We start from the raw sequence: 22681 nt of genomic DNA on the forward strand, positions 1-22681 counted from the left end.
TAGATGTGTTTCCAAACTCTGTCGAGTTCCTCCAAGAAGAGTTCATAGTCCTCAATCTGTCCGAGCTGTTCGTCCTTCTCGGGGTATTTCTTCAGGGTCCAGTAGGGAGGCGATGTCACGACCAGATGAACGCTCTCATCGGGGAGAAAGGCAAGATTACGGCTATCTGCGTTTATGAAACAGTGGTGTGTCGGCAGATTGCCGGATATGGCTTCAATCTCTTTCATCAGCGAGAGGTTTTTGGCTATCATCGGGATGGCACGCTGTCCCTCGCTCTCCGCCACCTCACGGATCTCAACCGGCACATACTCTCCCAGGGGCTGATCCTGCCCGGTTTTATTGATGAGAAACGATCTCTCGGCAAAGATGGGAGCCGTACCCGGTATCTGAAACGGTCTGGAACTCATGCTTCTGGTTCTATGATTGATATCCCTTCTTACATAACTGCACCGGAGTATGCCCTCTCAACGGTTGTCCACCCTGATTCGTTCTGCGAGCCGACCCTCAGATGCGGAGACCCCGTATATTGCTGCTCCTCATCAGAGAACCCGGGCCCGACCGGGCGGCGGAGCAGGCCCACAGGTTCGACGGCGTGCCCCATGCCTATCCTTTCATATACCCGCTTCTAGTATCAAGGTGGCGCCGTGCGGGGTGAAAGTAAACGGACCAGGGGGTGCAACTCTCCCCAAGGGCTAAATTCCAGGACTTTCTTGCTCCCCTTGAACCCCGTTATTTGTCAGAAAGGCCGGGAGAAGACAGCGGGTAACCGGCACCGCCAGCGAGGATGGACAGCCCGGATTCGGCAAAAAGGTGGGGGGTACCCCCGGCGAAGTCTTACCCTTCCTCCTCCTTCCCGAGCATGTCCCGCGACTTCTTCTGGATCTCCACGTCGACATCGGTATCGATGCTCTTTACCGCCTCCTCTGCTGCCCGGAGTTCCTCCCGGGTCGGAATATCTCCAAGAATATCCTCCGGCGGCAACTCCACACCTTCCGGGACTTCGGGTGCCTCGGCCGTGGCGCCGAGGTACTCGGCAGCCTGTTTGACGACGCTTGAGAGCTCGAACGGGAAGATGATCTTCGTCGCCTGACCCTCGGCCATCTTCTTCAAGGCGTCAAGCGAGAGGACCGTGATCGCCCGCCGGTCCAGCGGCCGGGCACCGACCGAGAGGATGCGCAGCCCCTGCGCCTCGCCCTGCGCCTGCAAGATCCTTGATAGCCGTTCGCCCTCGGCCCGCAGAATCTTGCTCTGCCGCTCGCCCTCGGCCTCCAGGATGATGCTCTGCCGGTTCCCCTCCGCCTTGAGGATCGCCGCCCGCTTCTCACCGTCGGCACGGAGGATCGCGGCACGCCGCTCCCGCTCGGCTGCGGTCTGCTCGGTCATCGCCTGCTTGACCGCACCCACCGGGTCGACCTCCTTGATCTCCACCCGCTCGACCTTCACGCCCCAGGCGTCGGTCTCGCGGTCCAGGATATCTCGGAGACGGGCGTTGATGATATCCCGGTTGTAGAGGACCTCATCGAGCTCCATATCGCCGATGATCCCCCGCAGGCTTGTCTGCGCCAGCGCCACCGTCGCCGACCGGTAGTTCATCACCTCAAAGTAAGCCTTCTCGGGGTCGATCACCCGGACGTAGACGATCGCGTCCACGTTCGTCGGGGAGTTGTCCTTCGTGATCACCTCCTGCCGCGGGACATCCATCACCTCGGTCCGGAGATCGAGTTTCTTGACCACCGTGATCAGCGGGACCACCCACCGGAATCCGGGGTTCATCCTCCCGATATAGCGTCCCAGGCGTATCTGGAGCCCCTGTTCGTACGGCTGGACGATCACTACGCCACGGGCGAAGATGATGATGATGACAATAATGAGAAAGACCGTGATCAACCCGGTCCACGGAAACTCTCCGGTAAGAAGCATACTACACAACCTCCTTCACAACAACATGCACTCCCTCGGAGTGGATGACAATAACCCTTCTCCCGGCCGGGATGCTCCCGGACTCGGAACGCGCGCTCCAATCCATGCTCCCGAGCCGCACCTTCCCCGCGAGCGTCTCCGGATCGACCGGCGTGACCACAATCCCCTCAAGACCGACGAGTGAGTCCCGGGAGAGGGTCTTCGGCGGCTCTTTCCCCGGCGTGAGACGGGCGTAGAGCCAGACGGTGACGGAAGCCGCCCCGATTGCCGCAAGAACCCCGACGACGAGACCGGCAGGAGAACTGAGGATATCGACGCCGAGGAGGAGAAGGACCCCGAGGAGGATCAGGACTGTCGCAGGAACGGCGATGAAATATCCCGGCTGATAGACCTCGATCAGGAGCAGCACCGCCCCGAGCACGATCAGCACCCAGCCGAGAGCGATCCCCTCTGCAAGCATAGGGAATGAGTCTACTTTCGGCTATAAAACTCTGCTGAAGGGCATTATCACCCAAGATGTATCACCGGCGTGATCCGGGGGCGGCACGTTCGCTCGACCGTCAGGAGCACGCTGTCCGCCGGGATGGTGCTGATCCGGAACGCTTCACCTGGCGCCGCGTGGAACGCGAGGACAGCAAACCGGAGCGCCACGACCCCGAGGATCGCCCCCTCAAGCACCGTGAGACTGCCGCCCGCCGAACCCATACAGGATCCTTGCCTGCAGGGGATATCCCGGCCTTAGGCCCTGCCTCCCGGCACGTTCGCGCGGGCAAAGATCATCGGGGCGCCGAACGAGACCCAGGCGCCGGCGGCGGCGGCCCGGAGATACTGGAGGATGTAAGCAGCCCAGGCAGGGTCTTGCGGGACGAGAAACCCGAGCCCGAACCAGATCACCCCCGTCACGACGATCCCGAACGCGTAACGGAGCAGGCGGGCGGACCCCTTCCCGACGGCACACATGCTCCCGTGGTGATGCTCTGCGGCCGCACCGGCCGCGAACCCGAAGAAGAGCCCCGACGCCGTGACGGCGTCCCGGAGAAAGAGCGGGTGGATCGACTCGCCGGACCGCTCAAGCGCCCCCGCCGCCCAGGATGCCGGAACCTGCCAGTCACCGAGGGCGGTGAGGGCGGCAAAGGATATCAGCGCCAGAATGAGGGAACCCGCGAACGCGACGGTCACCTGCCGGGAGAGCGGGAGGGCGGCGACCCGGCGACCCACCGGCTCCTCGAGGACGAGGAACCCGAGAAGGACGATGACGCCGATTGCCCAGCCCGCAAGGACGTCGGTCGGGAAATGAACCCCGAGAACGACCCGGGACACGCCAATAAGGAAGATCATGGCAACCGCAACGAGAGAGAGCCACGTTTGCCGGACGTCGGCGGCGATCAGCCCCCAGAATGTCACCGCTCCCTGGGCGTGCGCCGATGGCAGCCCGAACGACGGGTGACTCCCGAGCGCCCGGACCTCCGGGCTGACCCAATAGGGACGGGGAAGATGAAACGCGACTTTCAGGGCCTCATTGAGCCCGCCCGATATCCCGATGAGAAGCCCGAGACGGAGCCCAAGACGCGGATCCCAGCACCAGTAGAGGATCGAGATGGCGAGCAGGTAGAACTCAGGCTGACCGAGGAGAGAGAAGAACTGCATCGGGGCCGCGAGCCACGCAGCCCCGACCTGGAGCGCCTGGATGAGCGCAATCTGGAAGTCGGTCATACCAGTCCGGAGAGATCAAGGTTCGCGAGTAGCTGGGGCATCGCCGCAGCGGTCCCGTTGATGATGAACTGGATGGCTATCGCGAGCACGATGATCGCCATCAGTTTCGGGACGACCCGCAGCCCCCCTTCCCCGATGAGAGAGAATATCCGGGGTCCGTAGAGCATCCCGACGTAGGAGATGCCGAGAGCCACGATTATCCCGAGAAAGACGGCGGCGAGGCCGGCGATACCTTCCGGCCCCGAGGCGAGCAGGATCACCGTCGTGATCGTCCCCGGACCGCACGAGAGCGGGAAGGCCAGCGGGACGATGGCGATGTTCTCCAGGTCCGCGGCCGAGTAGGTCTCGCTCTTCGTGCCGAGCATCCCGGTCGCCACGCTGACAAGCAGGATACCGCCGGCGATCTGGAATGCCGGGACGGTGATGCTGAAGATCGAGAAGATCAACTGCCCGGTGAGAGCGAAGAAAGCGAGCACGATGAAGGCTATCTTCATGGTGGTCTGAATGATATTCCGGCATTCGCACCTGTCCATCCCCTCGGTGAGCGCCGAATAAACCGCGACTGTGGAGGCCGGGTTCATCACCGCGACGATCGAAGCGACCGAGACCAGACTGAACCCTACAAACTCGACAAGCTCGGTGATCAGGTCCACGCCGGATCACCATACCAGAGGATCATACAGCGAGGTATGCGCCCCGGAAGCATACGTATTTTACGGTTCTTCAGCCGCAGCCACTTCGGGAACGTGAACCGCCGGGAATGCATCGAGGAGCGCCCGCGTCAGTTCCGCCCCGAGCGACGGCTGGACGGACTCGAGCCAGAGGAAGAACCCGGCCATGTGGGGCGTCCGCCGACTCTCGAACTTGAACCCGCCCGTCCTGTTTGGCACCATCTTGAGGTACTCCTTCTTGTTCCGTGTCCGCAGATAGATGATCGGCCGGTACTCCGGGATGTTCACAGCCAGGATAACCTTCGAGAACTGTTTCTGGATCGTCTCCGGATCGTAGGTCTTTCCCTTGATCCGGATGGGGTAGCGGGTGTCAAGCATCCGGATAGCAGAGGGGTAAAGGCCGCCGAAGAGAACTTTCTTCACGATCGGCGGGATCTCGTCCGGGGTGCCGAGTTCCCCGACGCCTTTCTTTGAGGTGACGGCGGCGACGATGCTCTGCAACCGTTCGTCATGCAATTTCTTGTAGTCGAACGGCCGCCGTGGAGGGATATCGGTGATCGAGATCAGTTTCTCGTGCCGGATCTGGCGAGGCGGACTTCGCTTCAGGTCCCGGGGGCGGATAAGTGCCTTCAGATTCTCGCAGGTAGGGGTGGTGAGGAGAGCGTTATCGGGCTCCTTGAGGAGGCGGCGGACGACGGCCGTCCTGGATATGTCGACCGAGGAGATGAGGAGGAACGGCACGGTCGGCTGACCGTAGAGGTAGCCGAAGAGCTGTTTCTTGTAGTGGATCTCCGCCTCGAACTCTTTTAAGTCAGCGGGAGAGGTGATGATCTCGCCGAACGTCAGGGCCCCGGTATGGTCGACAAGCATCATGTCCACCTCGGCAAGGTCCTGGCCGTTTCCCCGGACCTTGATATCCCCGATGTTCGAGTAAAAGAGCCCATTCTGGCCGAGTTGCGCACGCCGGACCTTCGACGGCCCGTCGGCCCCCCGGGCCACGACAGAGAGGATGAGGTCGGTCTGAGTCGAGAGGTCGAGGATCATCTCGTAGACAATCGCCTCAAACCACCGCCCTTCGGCGGTCCGCATCTCAGGGAGATCCTCGGAGAAGAGTTTTTTTCGATCAGCGGGGCGCAGGTGGCGCAGCGCTCTCATGATGATCGCCCGCGTCGGCTGAAGCGAGCTGAAATTTTTGTCGAGCCACGTAATCATTTGCAACATTCGTTCCACACAACTCTGGTATTGCTATCGTATTGAGGACCGGATGAGGGTCGGAGCACTCTCTGACAGGGAGTCTATCATCCTGCAGGTGCTCATAGAGTTTCCGGTCTCCAGGACTATGAAATTACGCATGGTCTCACCACCCCGGGAGGGGGGCATCGTCGCGATCGCCCGCACGACCGACTCCGGGCTCGAGAGAGATAGGTCACTCGTAGCGGAGCGCCTCGATGGGATTTAACCGCGCCGCCTTCCACGCAGGATAGAACCCGGCAACGATGCTCACTGCCGTCCCGAACGCCATCGCAAAGGCGGTGTAGCCGATTACCACGGCAACGGGGATACCATCCCCTCCCGAGACGGCGAAGTCGGCAAAGAGGCCCGCTACAGAGGTGGTGACAGAGTAGGCGATCGCCATGCTGACGACCCCACCGGCAAGACTGCCGGCGATCCCCAGGATCAGGCTCTCGTAGAGGAACATGAGGAGCACCTCCCGCCTTCGCGCCCCGATGCTCCGCATCAGCCCGATCTCCCCTGTCCGCTCCGTCACCGATATGATCATGACGTTGAGGATGCTCACGCTCGCAACGAGAAGCGAGACCGCGCCTATCCCGATGAGGAAGATGTTGATGGCGTCGAAGGTCTCGTAGTAGATCTCCAGGATCTCACGCGAGTCGAGCACGTCCACGACTTCTTTCCTGCGGTTGACCTGCTGGTCGATAGCGACCTTCACCTCCTCTATCTCGGCAAGATCGCCGACCTTCACGATGACCCGGCTGTAGTCCTGATCCCCGTGCCGCTCCGTGTACCACTCCTCCGTGACGATGAGAGCATAATCCGGGTTGATATCGATGCCCATCCCCCGTTCCGCCGCTATCCCCGCAACGCGGACGCTCTCGCCCCCGACCTCGATGCGGCTTCCGGGATGCAGGTCGAGTTCATCGGCAAGGAGCGAGCCCACCATCACCCCCGAAGACCCCGCCCGCGGGTAGGTCCCGGCTTCCTCCTCCAGCAGGAAGGGAATCTCGGTCGCCGGCATTGCGTAGAGCGCCACGTAGCCGCCCTTATCCCTGACCTGGAGGCGATCTGAGGCGAGGATCATGGGGATAACACGGTGCTGTTCGGCGGCCTTCTCAATCAACCCGAGGTCCCTCCCTGAGATCCGCGCAGCAAGGGTGTTGCGGGGGTCGAACGGGTCGCCGCTCGATATCGCGAGATGCGGCGTGACGAGCAGGGTGTCGCTCACATCCGAGACCATCCCCCCTACGAGTACCGAGAGGCTGCTCCCCATGATGCCGAGAGAGGCGATCGCGACGACACCGATGATGATGCCGACCGTTGCGAGGACCGAGCGGACTTTGTGCCGCTTGAGGTTCCGGACCGCGAGATCGAGGAAGATCATGTCCTGTCACACCCTGTCATCGCTGCCGCATCGCATCGACCGGGGCCAGTCGCGAAGCGATCCAGGCCGGGTAGAACCCGGCCGAGATGCTGGTTGCGATACCGAACGCCATCCCGAAGATGATGTACCCGACCGCGCTCAGGTTGAAGACCGTGAAGTTCTCGCCGAATGTCGTCCCGGCCGTGAAGACCTCGACCGCGGCGATGCTGATCAGGTAGCCGAAGACGGTGCTCGCGATGCCGCCGATGACGCTTCCGATGAGCCCGAGGATCACCGCTTCGTACAGGAAGATCCGGAGAACCTCCTGTCTGAGGGCGCCGATGCTGCGCATGACGCCGATCTCCCGGATACGTTCCGTCACCGAGATATACATGACGTTGAGGATGTTGACGGCAGCGACAACGAGAGATATCCCCCCGATACCGAGAAGAAAGACCGTGATCTGCTGGTAGATCTCCTCGTACTGCTGGAGCATCTCGCGCGAATCGAAGATATCCACCACCTCATCCCGCCGGTTGACCCGGCTCTCGATCGTCTCCTTCACGGTATCGATCTGCTCCGGAGCGCCGACCCGGACGATGACCATCGGATAGGCGTCGTGGGCCCCGAAGTGACCCTCGTACCAGTCGTCGGGGACGACGATCGCGTAGTCGGGGTTGATGTCGACGGCAAACCCGCGCTCTGCAAGCACGCCGGCCACCCGGATGCTCTGGTTCCCGATGGTGAGCCTTGAGCCAGGGGTTATGCCGTACTCTCGGGCAAGGTAGGTCCCGACGAGCGCTCCCGGCTGGTTCTGCCGGGGGTACTGCCCTTCCGCGATCTCGAGCAGGACGGGGATATCGCCCGATACGAGCCCGATGATCTGGGTATACCCGCTCTCGCCGCGGCCGAACTCCACCTCTTCCGCGCCCTGGAGCACCCGGATGGTGCGATGCGGGGCTGCCGCCCGCCGGATCTCCTCGACCTCGCGGGCGGGGATGCCGGCGTCCACCGCCGTCCGCGGATCTCCGGCAAAGGTCTCGCCGATCGCGGTGTGCGGCGTGATCACAACTGTGTCCCCGACATCAGTGATGATGTTCGCGACGAGGAGGTTGATGCTATTGCCCATGATGCCGAGGGAGGCGATCGCGACGACACCGATGACGATCCCGATGATCGAGAGCGCCGAACGGATCCAGTGCCGCCGGAGGTTCCTCGCCGCGAACGAGAAGAAGGTCACACCAGCCTCCCATCGACAATCCGGATCGTGCGGCGGGCATACGCAGCGACCCCCGGGTCGTGAGTCACCATGATGACCGTCTTGCCCTCCCGGTTCTCCGCCGCGAGGATCCCCATGATCGCGGTCCCGGTCTTCGAGTCCAGGTTCCCGGTCGGCTCGTCGCAGAGGAGGAGGTCGGGGTCGTTCACGAGCGCCCGGGCGATCGCCACGCGCTGCTGTTCGCCGCCCGAGAGTTCGCCCGGTCTGTGGGAGAAGAGGGCGTCGTCGAGGTGCATCATCCGCAGGACCTCAATCGCCCGTTGCCGGCTCTCCTCCCTGCCGGCGGTGAGGACGAGGGGGAACTCGACGTTCTCGACCGCCGAGAGGAGCGGGATGAGGTTGAACTGCTGGAAGACGAACCCGATGCGGTCCCGTCGGAGCCGGGTGAGGTCGTCGTCGCTCATCCGGGAGATCTCCTGCCCGGAGAGGTAGATCTTCCCGGAGGTCGGGACGTCCAGACAGCCCATCATGTTTAAGAGCGTCGATTTCCCGGAGCCCGAGGGCCCCATCACGGCGATGAACTCGCCCGGTTCGACGGTGAGGGAGACGTGGTCGAGCGCCACGACATCGCCGGCCGGGAGTGGATAGATCTTGCTCACATCCTCGAACCGGAGGATGGGCGTGCTGCTCGTCGCCGCCTTCTCCGAAGGGGCGTCGACTGTGATGAGGCCGGGACGATCGGTTTCCACACAGGAGAATGGAGAGAGCCCCTACTTCAACGTTACTCCCGCGCGGCCCGGGAGCCGACATAAAGCCTTTGACGGCAGAGGGCGATACCTCTTGATACAACCGCCGCCCCGCCGGGGATCCGAGGAGAGCATGGGACAGAACAACATCTACATCATCGGCCACAGGCAGCCGGACACCGACAGTATCTGTAGCGTCATCGGCTACGCCGAACTCCGTAACCACGCCGAACCGGGGAAGTACATCCCCGCCCGGTGCGGAGAGGTGAGTGCCGAGACACGGTTTGCGCTCGATACGTTCAACGCTGAAGCGCCGGCCTATATAGCGAGCGTCGAGCCCACGGTATCGGATATACCGCTCGACACCCGGAGCGTCCGGCAGGACGTCCCGACAATCGACGTCGCCGCCCTGATGGACACCTACGACATGCGGAACATGCCGATCACGGACGAAAACGAGACCCTGGTCGGCCTCGTCAGCGAGTATGGCCTTGCCCGGGCCTACGTCCGGAAGAACCCCCGAGAACAGCTCTCGCTCATACCGATGCCGCTTGAGACGCTCGCCCGCATCCTCGACGCCCGGACGGTCGTGCCGGCACGCGAAACCCTCGGGGAAGGCCGGGTCTACACCGTCATCGACGCCCTGCACGTCACCCTCTCCCGGATGACACCGGACGACATCGCGATCGTCGGGGATAACGAACCGGCCCAGCTTGCCCTGATATCGGCCGGGGTCGCCGCACTCATCATTGCCGAAGGGGCGCCGGTGGGCGAACGGGTGATCGCCGCCGCCCGGACACGAGGGGCTGCCGTGCTTTCGACGACGCTCGATGCCTTCAGCGTCGGCAAGATGATCAGCCTCTCTCTTCCAGCGAGCATGATCATGGAGACCGATGTCCCCACGGTGCGAATGGAGGATTCAATCGAGTACGCGAAACAGATCGTCTCGAACTCCAAGTTCAGGACAGCCTGTGTCGTCGGGGAAGGGCGGCAGCACATCGGGCTCATATCCCGGACGACATTGATGCAGGACGTCCAGAAGTCGGTGATCCTGCTCGACCACAACGAGTACTCCCAGGCCGTGGACGGGATCGAGCAGGCCGATATCCTCGAGATCATCGACCACCACCGCCTCGGCGCGATCTCTACCCTCAAGCCGGTGAAGTTCCTGAACGACCCCGTGGGGTCGACCTCGACGATCGTGGCGAACAAGTTCATCGAGGCCTGCGTGGAGCCCACGCCGTCGACCGCCGGGCTCCTCCTCGCGGGGATCCTCTCGGACACGCTGGTGATGAAACTCTCGACAACCACGCCCGTGGATATTCGGGCGGCGGACTACCTCGCGGAGATCACCGGGATCGACCCGGCCGAGTTCGGGCCGGAACTGATCCGGAGAGGCATGGACCTTGATGGCCTCCCCAGGGAGGAACTCCTCACCCGGGACATGAAGCGTTACAACCTCTTTGGGCGGAGCATCATGGTCTCACAGGTGATGACGTCGTCGTTTGCGTTTGCAGAGAACAACGCCGGCGAGATCCGGGCCGAACTCGAGCACTTGCGGACGACGATGGGGGTCGACTGCTTCTTCGCTCTCTTTACGAACGTCTTCGCGAACGCAAGCGACCTCTTCGCCGCCGGGGACGAAGCCTGCATCACCAAACTGGACCTGCGGGACCAGCCCGTCCGGCTCGAGGGTGTCATGTCCCGGAAAAAAGATTTTATCCCGAAGTTCGGGCAGATGTTCCGGCAGCTCTAGCCGCCGGAGCCCTATCACTTCTTTCTCTGCCGGAGTACATCGGCAGCGTAGCGGGCGAGCCAGTAGACGCCGTCGGTCGAGGGGTGGACCTCGACGATATCGTCGAACTCGTCGACGGTGACGCCCTGTTTCATCAGGTAGCCGATGTAGGAGAGGAGGTTCGACGCCCCGGGGACGGCGGCGGCGGCCCCGATGAGTCGGCCGGTCTCCGGATCGACCCTGACCTGCGCAAGCCCGGCAAACCCTCCCGTCACGTCCCAGAACGAGCCGGGGCCTGCGGGTGCGGGGGCTGATAGGGTGAAGCCGCCTTCGGGACCGGCCGTGGCAGAGGCATAGTCGTAGCGGAGGCTCATCGCGTGGGGAATGCCCATATAGTCCATGATGGTGGGATGACCGAGGATGTTCTCGGCTGCCACCACGCCCTCCCGGCGGGCAGCGGGGGTGAGGTACGGCGGGCCGATGACGTCGCCGGCGGCGTAGACATTGGGGAGACTGGTCCGCATCTGCCGGTCCACGATAACTGCGCCGTCCGGGCCTTTGCGGAGGCCTTGCAGCGACTCCGACCGGGGGACGAGCCCGGTGGCCAGCAGGACGGCGTCGGCCGCTAACTCCTCGCCGCCGGAAAGAAGGACCGAACGAACCCTTCCTGCACCCTCGATACTCGCAAGCCCGGTCTCTTCCCGGACGCCGACCCCGGAAAGATCGCGCAGCGCAGCGGAACGCATCTTCGGATCAAGGTCCCGGAGCAGCCCGTGCCGGGTGACGATCTCGACCTCGGACCCGAAGGCATGGAATATGTGGGCGAACTCCGCCGCCACCACACCGCCGCCGACGATGACCATCCGCCGGGGAAGATCAGGCATCTCGGGAAGCGTCTGGTAGGTGTAGACGCCGGAGAGGTTGGTACCGGGGATCTCGGGGATTGCCGCTCGCGACCCGGTGGCCGCGAGGACGGCGTCTGCCCGGACCTCCTCGTCGTCGATGAAGACCCGGTTGCCTTCCAGGCGACCGACGGCGCCATAGATCACCTCGACCCCCGCCCGGCGGGTCTCGGCATCGAGGACCGAGGAGAGTTTCTCCTGGACCTCGCAGACCCGCTTCCGTATCGCCGGGTAGGAGACAGTCGGGACCGAATCGAGGATACCGAGGTCTTTCTGGGTCCGCGCGTACTCGACGAGCCGGGCGGTATCGTTCAAGGCACAGACAGTCATGCACCGCTCGTGGAGGCACTGTCCGCCGATCTTACGCCGCTCGATGAGCCGGACCTCCGCCCCGGTCTGCGCGAGGTGCATCGCCCCGAGCCTTCCCGCGGGCCCGCCGCCGATGACGACAATCATGGTATACCTACAGCAGTTCGACACCCTCGTCCATCGGCATCGAGAGGACCTCGCCGGTGAACCCGTTGACCTCGACGATCTTGCTCCCGCCCCGGACCTGCCAGACCGGGACGTAGATGGTCTCGAGATCGACCTTGATGTTGCTCCGGTCAGGTTTGAGGGTTTTCTCCTCATAGAAGATGGCATCGCCTTTCTCGTAGCGGAACCGCACCCGCTGGGTGAGTCGGTCGACGACGTCCCGCACGATCTGCTCCTCGACGTCCTCCCGCACGAGCCGGGCAGGCACGATCTCGGAGCCGAACGGGACAGTTCCCCGCTCGATCTCGCCAGGGTCGATCTCCATCTTGATGCCGTTGATGGCGTTGATGGCCCCGGCTCCTTCGGCGTCGAAGGAGACCAGCCGGTCCTTCACCTCGCGCTCGCCGGTGCTCACATAGTGATAACTCCAGTACGGGATGAACCGGCACTTCGCCGACCCGTGCAGACCGGCAATGCCGGAGGCGCGCTTCTCGGCAACCCGGAGGGGCAGGTGGGGCAACTCCGGCCCCGCTTCCTGCTCTTCCTCCTCCGCCACCGCAGGGCCGGCCTCTGCCGGCCTGTCCCGGATCGCCGGGGCCGGGCGGCCGAAGTCCAGAACCAGGCTCTGTCCGAGCAGATCGGCAAGCGCGGCCCTGCCTGCGTAGCGGGTGAACTCGTCCACACCCCATCGTATGCAGTCCTCTGTCCGCACCGCGGGGTCGAGGGCGAAGAGCAGCTTCCTGCAGACCAGATCGTCGTTGCCGGTGCGCAGCCGGTAGGTCATCGAATCGAATTCCCTGATCGTCTCCGGGTCGTCGGAGCAGAGCACCACCAGGGCGTTGCCGTTCCCGATTGCAGAGAAATCCAGCGGCTCGCCGACCTCCGCAACATCGTATGAGGCTGCCGTGAAGATCTGCTTCAACGTGTTCCGGGCTTTCTCCCGAATCCCACTCTCCATTCACCGTACAATACCACAGAGAGGTAGAACAAGCTTTCCCTTCAGGGTCGGCCGACAGGGGGTTGGTTCCCTGAAGTTCACCCGAAGGCAACACTTTTTCCCCTATCATGCAAGAGATCTGGTAATGTATGTCCCCCTGAAGTTCACCAATCACCGCATCGAGGAATACGCGCTCAGGGTGACCTACCGCCCGGAGGAGGACGTCGGGAAGATCATCTACAACCTCTCGCTCATCGAGAGTGGCGACCTTGAGTTCACGCTCTCCATCATGAAGGAAGCGCACAGAGCGGGCATCACCATCAGCGACCGGATCCGGGTCGCCGGGCCGGGGGAACGGGTCGACGGTTACACCGTACCGGACGGCAGGCACGCAATCTGTACGATGTGCAGTATTACGCTCGATGCCCTCCTCCTGCAGCGCGGCATCCCGATCAACCCGATCGGGGGCGGTATCGTCGAGGTCGATGAGCGTGTTGCGCAACGGTTCACGAGCATGATCCTCTACCGCGATACGACGCTCGATCCGCTCGAAGTCCTGATCTCCCAGGAGACCACATCGATCCTCGACGTTATGCACTCCGGAAGCGGCAACATCCTTGCAAACATCCGCGAGTGCCACATGGAGGCTGAACCGCTTATGGGAACGGTGCTCGACGAACTCTCGTCAATCGGGTTCTCCGGTATCCTTGATATCGGCGCCCCGAACGTCCCCCTGCTCGGGGTCCCGGTAAGCCCGCAGTACGTGGGCGTGGCGATGGTCGGGGGCACGAACGCACTCGCGGCGGTCAAGGAGACTGGACGACCGGTGGTGACCCGGGCGCTCAAAGGGCTGATCGACGTCCGCGAGATGGGCTACCTGAAAGACTACTGACCTGCAGCCCTCGCCCGTTCCGTGACGCTGGCGATATGCCGCCGCACAAACTGGACAAAACCCGCAGACTCCGAGTAGAGGGCCGAGGGCTGCTCCCCGCTCGAACCCAGCCAGAGCAGCGTCCTGGCATCGTCCACTAAAAAGACCCCGGATCGCTCATACGGCAGCAGTTTCCCCTGCGTGGGGTGGACCTCGCACGGGGCTGCAAGCGGCAGGATATGAATGCCGAACCGGGAGGGGCGCTCACCCGGCAACCGATCCGTGACGATATCGACCTGGACAGAGCCGAGGACATCGTTGAGCAGCGCGAGCACGCCTCCTTCAAGGAGGTCGTTTGCCGCGAGCACCTCTACGCTCCGCTCCGCTCTCCGGAACATCTCCGCAAGGCGTGTCTTGATATTCTCCTCCCCGTAGATGGTCCAGATCAGTTCCTGGCTCCCCCGGACCTCCGGTCCTTTCTCCCGGTAGATCGCATCGAGGGTTTTGCGGGCGTTCTCCGCGTCGCTCTCGATCCGACGCATCAGGTTCTCGACACCCCGGTCGGGGGGGACCGCGTCGAACCGTTTGGGCGTGGTGTGCGAGACGCAGACCAGCTCCTTCTGGACGAGCCGGTCGAGGACCGGGTAGACGGATGCGCGCGGCACCCCGGAAGTCTCGTGGACCTCGGTCGCGGTCGCGCCCGCCACCCTGAGAAGGCCGATATACACAAGAGCCTCGTACTTCGTAAGACCCAGTGATTTTAGAGATTCCAGGAGGTTATTTGGAATATCCCGGGGAGCAGTCATGCCATCATGTATATATACCCTCCAGGGATAAATGTTGTTGCTAATATAACAACAAGGTGACGAGATGCGTTGGCAATACGTACCGGTAATGCTCCTCGTGCTGGCACTTCTGGCTGTGCCGGCATCAGCACAGGGAGCCAAATACCTCTATGGGAATCCCGAACTCTCGGCGACGATCGCCGGCACCAACGAGTTCGCGCCGGGTACCGAGACCGGTCTCACGGTGATTATAGCCAATAACGGTTTGAACACAATTAAGATGGTCGGATCGACGATCATCACCCCCGATGACCTGCCAAACACCGCAAAACTGGCCACCGCGGCGCTCAAGAGTGAGGGTACGCCGTTCACCGTCAAGACGGACCCCCAGTTCTTGAGCGACATCATGGGCGGGGCCTCCCGGACCGCCACCTTCAACGTGAAGGTTGCCGACTCCGCGGAGCCGGGCACCTACGTGCTGCCCCTCGAGGTGACCTACACCTACCTGCAGGACGCCGAGGATTTAGGCGACACCCTCCGCTACAACTACCAGAAGAAGACCGAGACCCTGCCGCTCTCCGTGCGGGTGACGCCCGACCTCCGCGTCGAGGTCCTTGATATACGCTCCGAGTCGCTCAACGTCGGGACGGAGGGCTACGTCTCCATGACCCTGAAGAACATCGGGTCCGACCCGGCCGAGAACGCGATCGCAAAGGTCACAAGGAACGGCGAGAGCCCGCTCATCCCCACCGACGGCAACTCCTACATCGGGACGTTTGAGCCCGGAGAGACGGTGGACGTGAGGTTCAAGGTCTCGGTCGCCGATACCGCCGAGACCAAGTCCTACCCGCTCGACATCGTGGTCGCCTACGATGATTACGAGGGAAAAGCGATGACGTCCAAAGCAGTGACGATCGGTATCCCGGTCGGCGGCAAGATCGCCTTTGAGGTCGTCTCCCCGCCGGCAACGCTCAACCCGGGCCAGAAGAGCATTCTTGAGGTCGTATACAGGAACGCCGGCGCGGCAACGGTCTACAACGCCCAGGCCCGGATAAGCGCCGTCAGCCCTTTCACCAGCAGCGACGACACCGCCTACCTCGGCGACCTCGCTCCCGGGGAGAGCGCGACGGCGCGCTTCGAGGTGAACGTCGACGGTGACGGCACCGAGAAGGAGTACGGGATCGACTCTGAGATTCGTTACCGCGACGACCTGGACAACAGCAAGATCTCGGACACCATGAAGGTGCGGGTCGCGCTTGAGAAGAGGCAGGGGACTCTTTTCACGAACCCGGTCTTCCTTGTGGCCATTGCAGCCGTCATAATCGGCGCAGGGTATTATATATTCGTGTACCGTAAGAAAAGGTGATGAACGGGTACTGGGACGGGCCTAAACCGGAGCCGCAGGTAAGGACGATCGATGAGATGCGTGAGGTTCTCGCGGATCCCGGCTGCCCCTCCGATCAGCCCCTCTATTTTATGTACCGGGACCTCGCCCGGACCGACGACGACCGGGAGTGGCTCCGGCAGCAGCACGTCCGCTACGATATCACCGTCATTCCCGCCCGGACGCTCTGCGGGGAGTACGTCAAGACGAAGGGGCACTACCACACCGAGAACCCCGCAGGAACCCTCTACCCGGAGATCTACGAGGTGCTCGCGGGGAAAGGGCACTACCTCCTCCAGACCAAGAACGCCGACGATGTGGTGATGATCGAGGCCTCCGTCGGCGACAAGATCCTGATCCCGCCGGGATACGGCCACGTCACCATCAACCCCGGACGCGAGGACCTCGCGATGGCGAACCTCGTCTCGTCGGAGTTCTCGAGCAACTACGGCCCTTACGGGAAACTGCAAGGTGCCGCCTACTATGAGATGGAGGGGGGGGCGCTGGTGAAGAACCCGCGTTACCCCGACGCCCCGCCGGTGCGCTACTGCAGCCCGACGGAGGTCCCGGAGATCGGCATCGAGAAGGGGGTCGGGCTCTACGACCTCATCGGGCGGCCCCGGTCGGTCGCGTTCTTAAACCATCCCGAGCAGTTCATGGAGATCTTCGCCGACGTGACCGGCGGATGCCTGGTGATGCGGTAGAGGGCAAGACCGCTGTTCCAGAGAGGGTCAAGCACCGTTCAACTCTACCACCTGGTGTTCTTTAGAACATCGCAGATTCCGTATACGGATTTCCACCTGATATCGCCACTGGGGAGGGGCTGACGGGGAGGGGGGCTCCCCCTCCCCTGTCTCTATCCCGTATTTTGACATGTAACCCCACCCCACCCGGCCTCCGGCCTCCTCAGTCACACCTGCGGTGCTCCAACTCCTGCTGTTCCAGCAGTCGTTCCCAGCCCCAAGGGGCGGGGGCAGTGCATGGCGATAGCCCGGAGATATCAGTTGGTGGGGTGATGTGATTAGAGCAAAGTTGCCCTGAACTTCCACCTAAAGAAAGCAGAGTGTTTTTACCAAGGCCTTTTTGTTACGTTTTACCCTTTCCCACCGGTAAACTTACCAAACTCTCAGACATCCTCACTGTTCAGAACTCCCACATCTCATCGAGGATCTGGCACGTCCGGCAGACCCTCCCGCACGGCTTCGCACCTTGCGGTGCTCGAACTCCTGTCGTCCCGACAGTCGCATCTCCCACCTTGCGGTGCTCGAACTCCTGTCGTCCCGACAGTCGCATCTCCCACCTTGCGGTGCTCGAACTCCTGTCGTCCCGACAGTCGCTCCCCACACTTCTCACAGACCCTGAGCCCTTCACCGGTGACCCGCTCCGGCTCCCGGAGGGCCTCGCCCAGGTTGACGAGCGCGTACTTCGTCGCCGGGTGGCGGGAGGTGTACTCGTCGAGGATCTCCCGGACGTCTCCCTGCAGGACGTCGCCCGCATAGGGGCAGCCCGCAAGATCGAACCCCTCCACGTGGAGGAAGGAGTACAGCGCCACTTCGCGCTCCGGGATATACATGAACGGCTTGATCCGGGGGACCATCCCCTCCACCTCCCGCATGGGGCGGGTGAGCCGGTCCGGGTCGCCCCGGAGGACGTGTTCCAGGACCGACTGGGCCTCGTCGTCCAGGTTGAACCCGCAGGCGAACTTCGTGACCCCGTGCTCGCGGGCAAGCCGGTTCATCAGCGCCCGCCGGAGCACCCCGCAGTAGGAGCAGGAGAGATTCGTCCCCTTCCTGCCCACGATCTCATCGAGCGTGATTCCGTACTCGTTCTGGAAGGACGCCGTCATCCAGGGGACGCCGATGTTCTCCGCAATCGCCCGGGCCCGGGCCGGGTCGCGGTAGCCGGATATCCCCTCGTCCACGGTGATCGCCATCAGCCGGACGTCACGGCGCTCGCGGAGGAGTTTGTGGAGGAAATAGAGGACGGCGCTTGAGTCCTTGCCCCCCGATAGCGCCACCGCCACCGTGTCGCCCGACGCGATCCAGCGGTGCTCCCGTATCGCCCGCTTCGCCTTCGCCTCGAAATCCCGGTTGAAATGCTGCTCGCAGAGGTGCAGCCCCGAATACCGCTGGTAGATGACCGCATCGCGGCGGCACTTGCTGCACTGCATGATCTCTCGATCATGCTTTTATCACCGGGCCACATAAATGGTGTAGAAGATGCCCGTTCCTGCAGAATACGTGCGATCCCTGCACGCCTACGAACTCCGGATCCTTCTCGCCCTCGAACGCCTCATGCGGCGGTACCGGTGGGTGCCGCTCGAGATTCTCAAGTCAACGACCAGATTCTCGGAGTCCGAGCTCTCCTACCGGCTGGGCAGGCTGATGGCGATGGACATGGTCAGGTACGAGAAGGTCCCCTACGAGGGCTACGCTCTCGTCTTCAACGGCTACGACAGCCTGGCGCTCCACACCCTCACCCGCCGGGGTACCATCCAGGCGCTCGGGACCCTGATCGGCGTCGGGAAGGAGTCGGAGGTCTACGAGGCGATGGGGCTCGGGGTCGTGGTCTTGAAGTTCCACCGCGTGGGGCAGCGGTCGTTCCAGTCGGCTCGCGTCAAGCGCGGTTACATGCCGGAGGCCGGGCACTGCCCCTGGATCTTCGCCTCGAGCAACTCGGCGAAGATGGAGTACGACGCCTTGAAAACCCTCCACCCCGCCGTCTCCGTGCCGCTCCCCATCGACCAGAATCGGCACGTCGTGGCGATGTCGTTTGTCCCCGGCGTCAACCTCTCGCAGGCGACCGTCATGGAGCCGGAGGTCATTCTCGACGAGATCCTCGAGAACATCCGCGAGGCCTACCGCCTCGGCATCATCCACGGGGATTTGAGCGAGTTCAACGTCATGGTCGACGAGGGGCAGTGCTGGCTGATCGACTGGCCCCAGTGGGTCGAGACTGCTCACCCGAACGCCGGCGAGATCCTGGCTCGAGACATCGAGAACATCCTCCAGTACTTCAAACGGAAATACGGCCTCGTATACGCCTTCGACGAAGCACTGGCACAGGTGGTGGAGTGAAGGTCTTTGGCATCGACATCATCAAGGGCTCGGTCCGCTCCCGCACCCGGCGGCCCGTCTACGCTCTCGCCAGGGTGGAAGACGGCGAGGTCATGGACATCGAGGAGGTCACCGGGTTCCGACTCCAGCGCCTCCTCGCTACTGAGCAGCCCGATATCCTCGCGGTCGACAGCATCCAGGAGATCGCCGCCGACCGGCGCGAACTCTACGCATTCCTCCAATCACTTCCCCCCGCAACAATACTCGTCCAGGTGACCGGCGGCGAGAGGACAGAGAGCCTCCCGAAGGTCGCTGCCCGCTACAACATCAGTTTTAACAGGTTCGACCCCTACGCCGAGGCCCGGACCACTGCGCAGGTGGCCGCTCTCGGCGCGGGCGTCGAGGTGATTGCGTTTGAGAACACCACCGACGTCACGGTGAGCAGGCACCGGTCGCCGGGCCGGGGCGGGTGGAGCCAGAACCGCTACGCAAGGAAGATCCACGGCGCCGTGATGCAGAAGGCCCGCGAGATCGAGGCGAGACTCAAAGGCGCCGGCCTCGACTACGAGAAGAAGGAGACGAAGGCCTTCGGCGGGTATTCCAGGGTCGCGTTCAAGGTCATGGCCGCCCGGGAGATGGTCCCGGTCCACTCCTCGCGGGGCGCCGACGTCCAGGTCCGGGTGAGCGGCAGGGAACTCGACCGGATCCGGTTCGAACCGCTTTCCCGCCGCCCCCGCTACCTGATCGTCGGGCTCGACCCCGGGACGACCACCGGCATCGCCGCCGTGGACCTCGACGGGAACCTGGTCCTCCTCTCGAGCTCCCGCCAGATGACGATGTCCGACATCATCGAGGAACTCTACCGCGCCGGAAAACCGCTTATCGTCGCTTCCGACGTCCAGCAGATGCCCTACTCGGTCGAGAAGATCCGCCGTGCATTCAACGCCATCCCCTACACCCCGCGGCAGTCGCTCTCGGTGGAGGCGAAGTACGACCTGACCGCCGCGTTCTCCTACACGAACGACCACGAGCGCGACTCCCTCTCGGCGGCGCTGGACGCCTACCGGAGCCTCCAGAACAAGTTCAGAAACATCGCAAAGCGGGTGACGCCGGGAGTCGACCTCGACGAGGTGCGGGCCCGGGTGCTCCGGGGCCAGCCGCTTGATACGGTCCTCGCGGACCTGCAGGGCGCTCCACCGCCGGAAAAACCGGCGGCACCCCCCGCCGAGGCCGTTCCGGAGCGTCCGGTCGAGGACGAGCGGGTGATGGCGCTCGATGGGATGGTGAAAAGGCTCCGGACCTATGTCCAGGAACTCCAGGGAGACCTCCGGGAACGGGACCGGAAGGTGGAGCGCCTGCGGCAGGACCTGCAGCGAGCCCGTTCCGCGACGGAACGCAAGGTCCGGCGGGACGCGGAGCTGGCGACGAAGGACGCGACGATCGAGAGCCTGCGCGAGCAACTCCGGGGTGAGCGGCGGCGGTCCCGCCGGCTGAAGAAGCGCCTGGAGCGGATGCAGACGGTTGCAAAGATCGAGATCTCCGAGGACTACACCCCGCTCAAGGTGCTCGACTCCCTCACCCGCGAGGGAGTGCGGGGCCTCCAGGAGGGGGTCGGCATCTCGGCGGGCGACGTCCTCTACGTCCCGAGGGCTCACGGCTGGGGCCGGGGCGTGGTCAAAGACCTTGCAGGCGCAGGAGTGCGGGCGCTGGTCATCGACGGGGAGGAGCCCCCCGACCCGCACCTGGTCCGGGTCGCCCGCGAGGCGGGTCTCCCCCTTCTCCCCGCGGAGACCGTCGGACCGGAGATCCGGGGCAGGACCGGAGCGGCAAAGACCCGGAGTATCAAGGAGGCGATGGGCGAGTGGGAGGAAGGGCAGAAAGAGTTCCGGCGGGAGCAGGAGGCCGAACGGGTCGAGTATCTCTTCAAGGAGTACCGGAGCGAGCGGGAGAAGGAGGTGCGCCGCGGTGGATGAACGGGGCCTGCACCGGCTGATCGGGACGATCATCGACCCGGAGCGGCTCAGCGACGACTGCGCCGTCATCCCCTGCGGAAATCTCCTTATGGTCGCGAGCACCGATATGCTCCACGAGACGACCGATTTTCCCGCCGGGATGACCGACTGGCAGGCGGGCTGGATGTCGACGGCGGTCACGCTCTCGGACGTCGCGAGCATGGGCGCGGCGCCGGGCCAGGTGCTCCTCGCGGTCGGCCTTGATAGGCCGGAACGCCTCCGCGGGATCATGGAAGGCGCACGGGACTGCTGCACGGCGTTCGGCGCCGAACTTGTCGGGGGGGATCTCGACGCCCACCGGGAACTGACGATCGTGAGCACGGGCCTTGGGGCCGTCGCCCCACAACACCTCGTCCGGCGTCGGGGGGCGCGGCCGGGTGACGTCATCGCAGTCACCGGGACGCTCGGCGAGGCCCAGGCCGCTCTCTCCGGTTACGACAGGCATCTAAAAGAACTCCTCGAACCACAGCCCCGGGTGAGGGAGGGGCAGGCGCTCGCCCGGGCCGGGGTCTCGGCGATGATGGACATCTCCGACGGCCTCGCTCTCTCGCTTTACGACCTCCTCAGCGTGAACGACTGCGGCTTTGCCGTCGATTCCGCCCGGCTTCCGCTCCCGGCAGGGGTGCCGGAGGACGAGGGGCGGGAACTCGCGCTCTACGGCGGGGGAGACTTCGAGCTCCTCTTCACCGCTCCGCCGGGAATCCTCCCGGTCCCGGGGGTCGAGGCCCGCGTCATCGGCGAGGTCATAGTGGAGCAGACGGTCCTCGTGGATGGAAGGCCGCTCGAACGCAGGGGCTATCTGCACGAGTGGACCGGTTAGGACGCGGCCCTTGCCCCCATCCGCCGCCACTCCCAGAAGATATACACAAGGCCGATGACCGCAAAGACGAAGACCACCGCCTCGGTCACGAGGATGCCCTGCGTCTGTGCAAGATAGACAGCGGCGGCGTCCACGGCGGCGTGCCAGAGGATGGCAAGAACGAGGAGCGTTTTCTTGCCGTAGACGACGGCGGCAAGCACCATCAGCGACCAGGCGATGTGGAGGGTGATCGTCATCATCCGTTCGGCGAGTCCCGGCAGGAGATCGAGCGGGGTGAGGGCGCGGAGGGCCTCGATCTCCGCCCGGACGAGGGGGTCGTCGGGCAGGGGGATCCCCCCACCGTCGCCGGTGAGGAGGAGGTAGGAGACCATGCCCGAGAGAACGACCAGCGCGACGATCATGCTCTCGACACCGCCCCACCCGGTCCCGAAGAGGAGGCCGTTCTCGCGGGTGAGGGGAATCTTTTGCCGTCCGAAAAGGTAGCGATAGACAAGGTAGCGGCCGACCTCCTCAAAGAGCCCGGCCATGAGGCCGAGGTAGATTGCGAGGGCGGCAAGCGCCGCCGTCGTCCCGGACGGCAGGAGAGCGAGGTAGAGCGGCGTCTGCGTCACCAGGACGAGCGGGGCATGGACGACCTGCACGACGATGAAGAAGAGGGCCCCGAGCGCGAAGACCCGCCACGAGAGGTCGAACTGTTTGACAAACCAGTAGCCGAGCGCGAGCGGAACGATGATCTCGAGCAGGGCGACGACGGCGAACGCGGCGACAACCAGTGGGTCCATAGAGCAGAGTATTTGGCTAATTATTTAACGATTGTCGCGGTACAGGTGAGAGAAA

21 protein-coding genes and 1 pseudogene are annotated in these 22681 nt (G+C 63.6%); 7 read left to right on the forward strand and 15 right to left on the reverse strand.

Annotation, left to right across the window (positions count from 1 at the left end; all coding sequences use genetic code 11):
- The 10 genes and pseudogenes from PLN84_RS03640 to PLN84_RS03685 form a co-directional block, all read right to left on the reverse strand.
- Positions 1-407 (reverse strand): annotated as a pseudogene (locus tag PLN84_RS03640) (hypothetical protein); the annotation flags it as partial.
- A gap of 427 nt (positions 408-834) precedes the next feature.
- Positions 835-1920: an SPFH domain-containing protein gene (locus PLN84_RS03645; RefSeq protein WP_292382555.1), complete on the reverse strand. Its 1086-nt coding sequence runs from the start codon at positions 1918-1920 to the stop codon at positions 835-837.
- 1 nt (position 1921) lies between these two features.
- Positions 1922-2380, reverse strand: coding sequence for an NfeD family protein (locus tag PLN84_RS03650; protein ID WP_292382556.1), 459 nt, complete (start codon positions 2378-2380; stop codon positions 1922-1924).
- Between the two features lie 47 nt (positions 2381-2427).
- Positions 2428-2625, reverse strand: coding sequence for a hypothetical protein (locus PLN84_RS03655; RefSeq protein WP_292382557.1), 198 nt, complete (start codon positions 2623-2625; stop codon positions 2428-2430).
- A gap of 33 nt (positions 2626-2658) precedes the next feature.
- Positions 2659-3633, reverse strand: coding sequence for a phosphatase PAP2 family protein (locus PLN84_RS03660; RefSeq protein ID WP_292382559.1), 975 nt, complete (start codon positions 3631-3633; stop codon positions 2659-2661).
- A complete protein-coding gene (locus tag PLN84_RS03665; RefSeq protein ID WP_292382561.1) occupies positions 3630-4286 on the reverse strand; it encodes a MarC family protein in 657 nt (218 codons plus the stop codon). Before PLN84_RS03665 ends, PLN84_RS03660 begins: the two co-directional genes overlap by 4 nt.
- Positions 4287-4346: 60 nt before the next feature.
- On the reverse strand, positions 4347-5516 hold the full coding sequence (locus PLN84_RS03670; protein WP_292382563.1) for a hypothetical protein: 1170 nt from the start codon (positions 5514-5516) through the stop codon (positions 4347-4349).
- 214 nt (positions 5517-5730) lie between these two features.
- Positions 5731-6924, reverse strand: coding sequence for an FtsX-like permease family protein (locus PLN84_RS03675; RefSeq protein ID WP_292382565.1), 1194 nt, complete (start codon positions 6922-6924; stop codon positions 5731-5733).
- A gap of 16 nt (positions 6925-6940) precedes the next feature.
- The gene (locus PLN84_RS03680) at positions 6941-8143 is read right to left on the reverse strand and encodes an ABC transporter permease (protein WP_292382566.1); all 1203 of its coding nucleotides are present in this window, start codon (positions 8141-8143) and stop codon (positions 6941-6943) included.
- A complete protein-coding gene (locus tag PLN84_RS03685) occupies positions 8140-8847 on the reverse strand; it encodes an ABC transporter ATP-binding protein (RefSeq protein WP_292382762.1) in 708 nt (235 codons plus the stop codon). The genes PLN84_RS03680 and PLN84_RS03685 overlap by 4 nt, the downstream gene beginning before the upstream one ends.
- Positions 8848-9001: 154 nt before the next feature.
- Here PLN84_RS03685 and PLN84_RS03690 point away from each other — a divergent pair, with 154 nt between their 5' ends.
- Positions 9002-10624 (forward strand): putative manganese-dependent inorganic diphosphatase, encoded by a 1623-nt coding sequence (locus tag PLN84_RS03690; protein WP_292382568.1) that lies wholly within the window; start codon positions 9002-9004, stop codon positions 10622-10624.
- 14 nt (positions 10625-10638) lie between these two features.
- Here the strand turns inward: PLN84_RS03690 and PLN84_RS03695 are convergent, their stop codons facing one another.
- Both PLN84_RS03695 and PLN84_RS03700 read right to left on the reverse strand, forming a co-directional pair.
- The gene (locus PLN84_RS03695; RefSeq protein WP_292382570.1) at positions 10639-11961 is read right to left on the reverse strand and encodes an NAD(P)/FAD-dependent oxidoreductase; all 1323 of its coding nucleotides are present in this window, start codon (positions 11959-11961) and stop codon (positions 10639-10641) included.
- A gap of 7 nt (positions 11962-11968) precedes the next feature.
- Entirely contained in the window at positions 11969-12937 is a 969-nt protein-coding gene (locus tag PLN84_RS03700) for a hypothetical protein (RefSeq protein ID WP_292382572.1), read from the reverse strand.
- A gap of 124 nt (positions 12938-13061) precedes the next feature.
- On the opposite strand from PLN84_RS03700, the gene PLN84_RS03705 reads away from it, so the two are divergent.
- Complete coding sequence (locus PLN84_RS03705; RefSeq protein WP_292382573.1) at positions 13062-13808, forward strand: DUF128 domain-containing protein; 747 nt, start codon at positions 13062-13064, stop codon at positions 13806-13808.
- On the opposite strand, the gene PLN84_RS03710 is transcribed toward PLN84_RS03705, so the two are convergent.
- Positions 13802-14593: a helix-turn-helix domain-containing protein gene (locus tag PLN84_RS03710; protein ID WP_292382575.1), complete on the reverse strand. Its 792-nt coding sequence runs from the start codon at positions 14591-14593 to the stop codon at positions 13802-13804. The two genes, PLN84_RS03705 and PLN84_RS03710, sit on opposite strands and share 7 nt — an antisense overlap.
- Positions 14594-14657: 64 nt before the next feature.
- Here PLN84_RS03710 and PLN84_RS03715 point away from each other — a divergent pair, with 64 nt between their 5' ends.
- Both PLN84_RS03715 and PLN84_RS03720 read left to right on the forward strand, forming a co-directional pair.
- Positions 14658-15938, forward strand: coding sequence for a CARDB domain-containing protein (locus tag PLN84_RS03715; RefSeq protein WP_292382577.1), 1281 nt, complete (start codon positions 14658-14660; stop codon positions 15936-15938).
- Positions 15938-16660: a glucose-6-phosphate isomerase family protein gene (locus tag PLN84_RS03720; protein WP_292382579.1), complete on the forward strand. Its 723-nt coding sequence runs from the start codon at positions 15938-15940 to the stop codon at positions 16658-16660. Before PLN84_RS03715 ends, PLN84_RS03720 begins: the two co-directional genes overlap by 1 nt.
- A gap of 455 nt (positions 16661-17115) precedes the next feature.
- Here the strand turns inward: PLN84_RS03720 and PLN84_RS03725 are convergent, their stop codons facing one another.
- Positions 17116-18126, reverse strand: coding sequence for an ATP-binding protein (locus PLN84_RS03725; protein ID WP_292559187.1), 1011 nt, complete (start codon positions 18124-18126; stop codon positions 17116-17118).
- 49 nt (positions 18127-18175) lie between these two features.
- Between PLN84_RS03725 and PLN84_RS03730 the strand changes: the two genes are divergently transcribed.
- The 3 genes from PLN84_RS03730 to thiL are packed head-to-tail and all read left to right on the forward strand — an operon-like array spanning position 18176 to position 21844.
- Positions 18176-19033 carry an RIO1 family regulatory kinase/ATPase gene (locus tag PLN84_RS03730; protein WP_292382583.1) on the forward strand — a complete coding sequence of 286 codons (858 nt, stop codon included), beginning with the start codon at positions 18176-18178 and terminating at the stop codon, positions 19031-19033.
- Positions 19030-20985, forward strand: a complete 1956-nt coding sequence (locus PLN84_RS03735; protein ID WP_292382585.1) for a DUF460 domain-containing protein — start codon at positions 19030-19032, stop codon at positions 20983-20985. The genes PLN84_RS03730 and PLN84_RS03735 overlap by 4 nt, the downstream gene beginning before the upstream one ends.
- Positions 20978-21844 carry a thiamine-phosphate kinase gene (gene thiL / locus PLN84_RS03740; protein ID WP_348531912.1) on the forward strand — a complete coding sequence of 289 codons (867 nt, stop codon included), beginning with the start codon at positions 20978-20980 and terminating at the stop codon, positions 21842-21844. Before PLN84_RS03735 ends, thiL begins: the two co-directional genes overlap by 8 nt.
- Here the strand turns inward: thiL and PLN84_RS03745 are convergent.
- Positions 21841-22626 (reverse strand): YhfC family glutamic-type intramembrane protease, encoded by a 786-nt coding sequence (locus tag PLN84_RS03745; protein ID WP_292382588.1) that lies wholly within the window; start codon positions 22624-22626, stop codon positions 21841-21843. The genes thiL and PLN84_RS03745 overlap by 4 nt on opposite strands.
- Between the last annotated feature and the right edge of the window lie 55 nt (positions 22627-22681).

This window comes from Methanoculleus sp. (assembly GCF_035363275.1).
Classification (GTDB): Archaea; Halobacteriota; Methanomicrobia; order Methanomicrobiales; family Methanoculleaceae; genus Methanoculleus.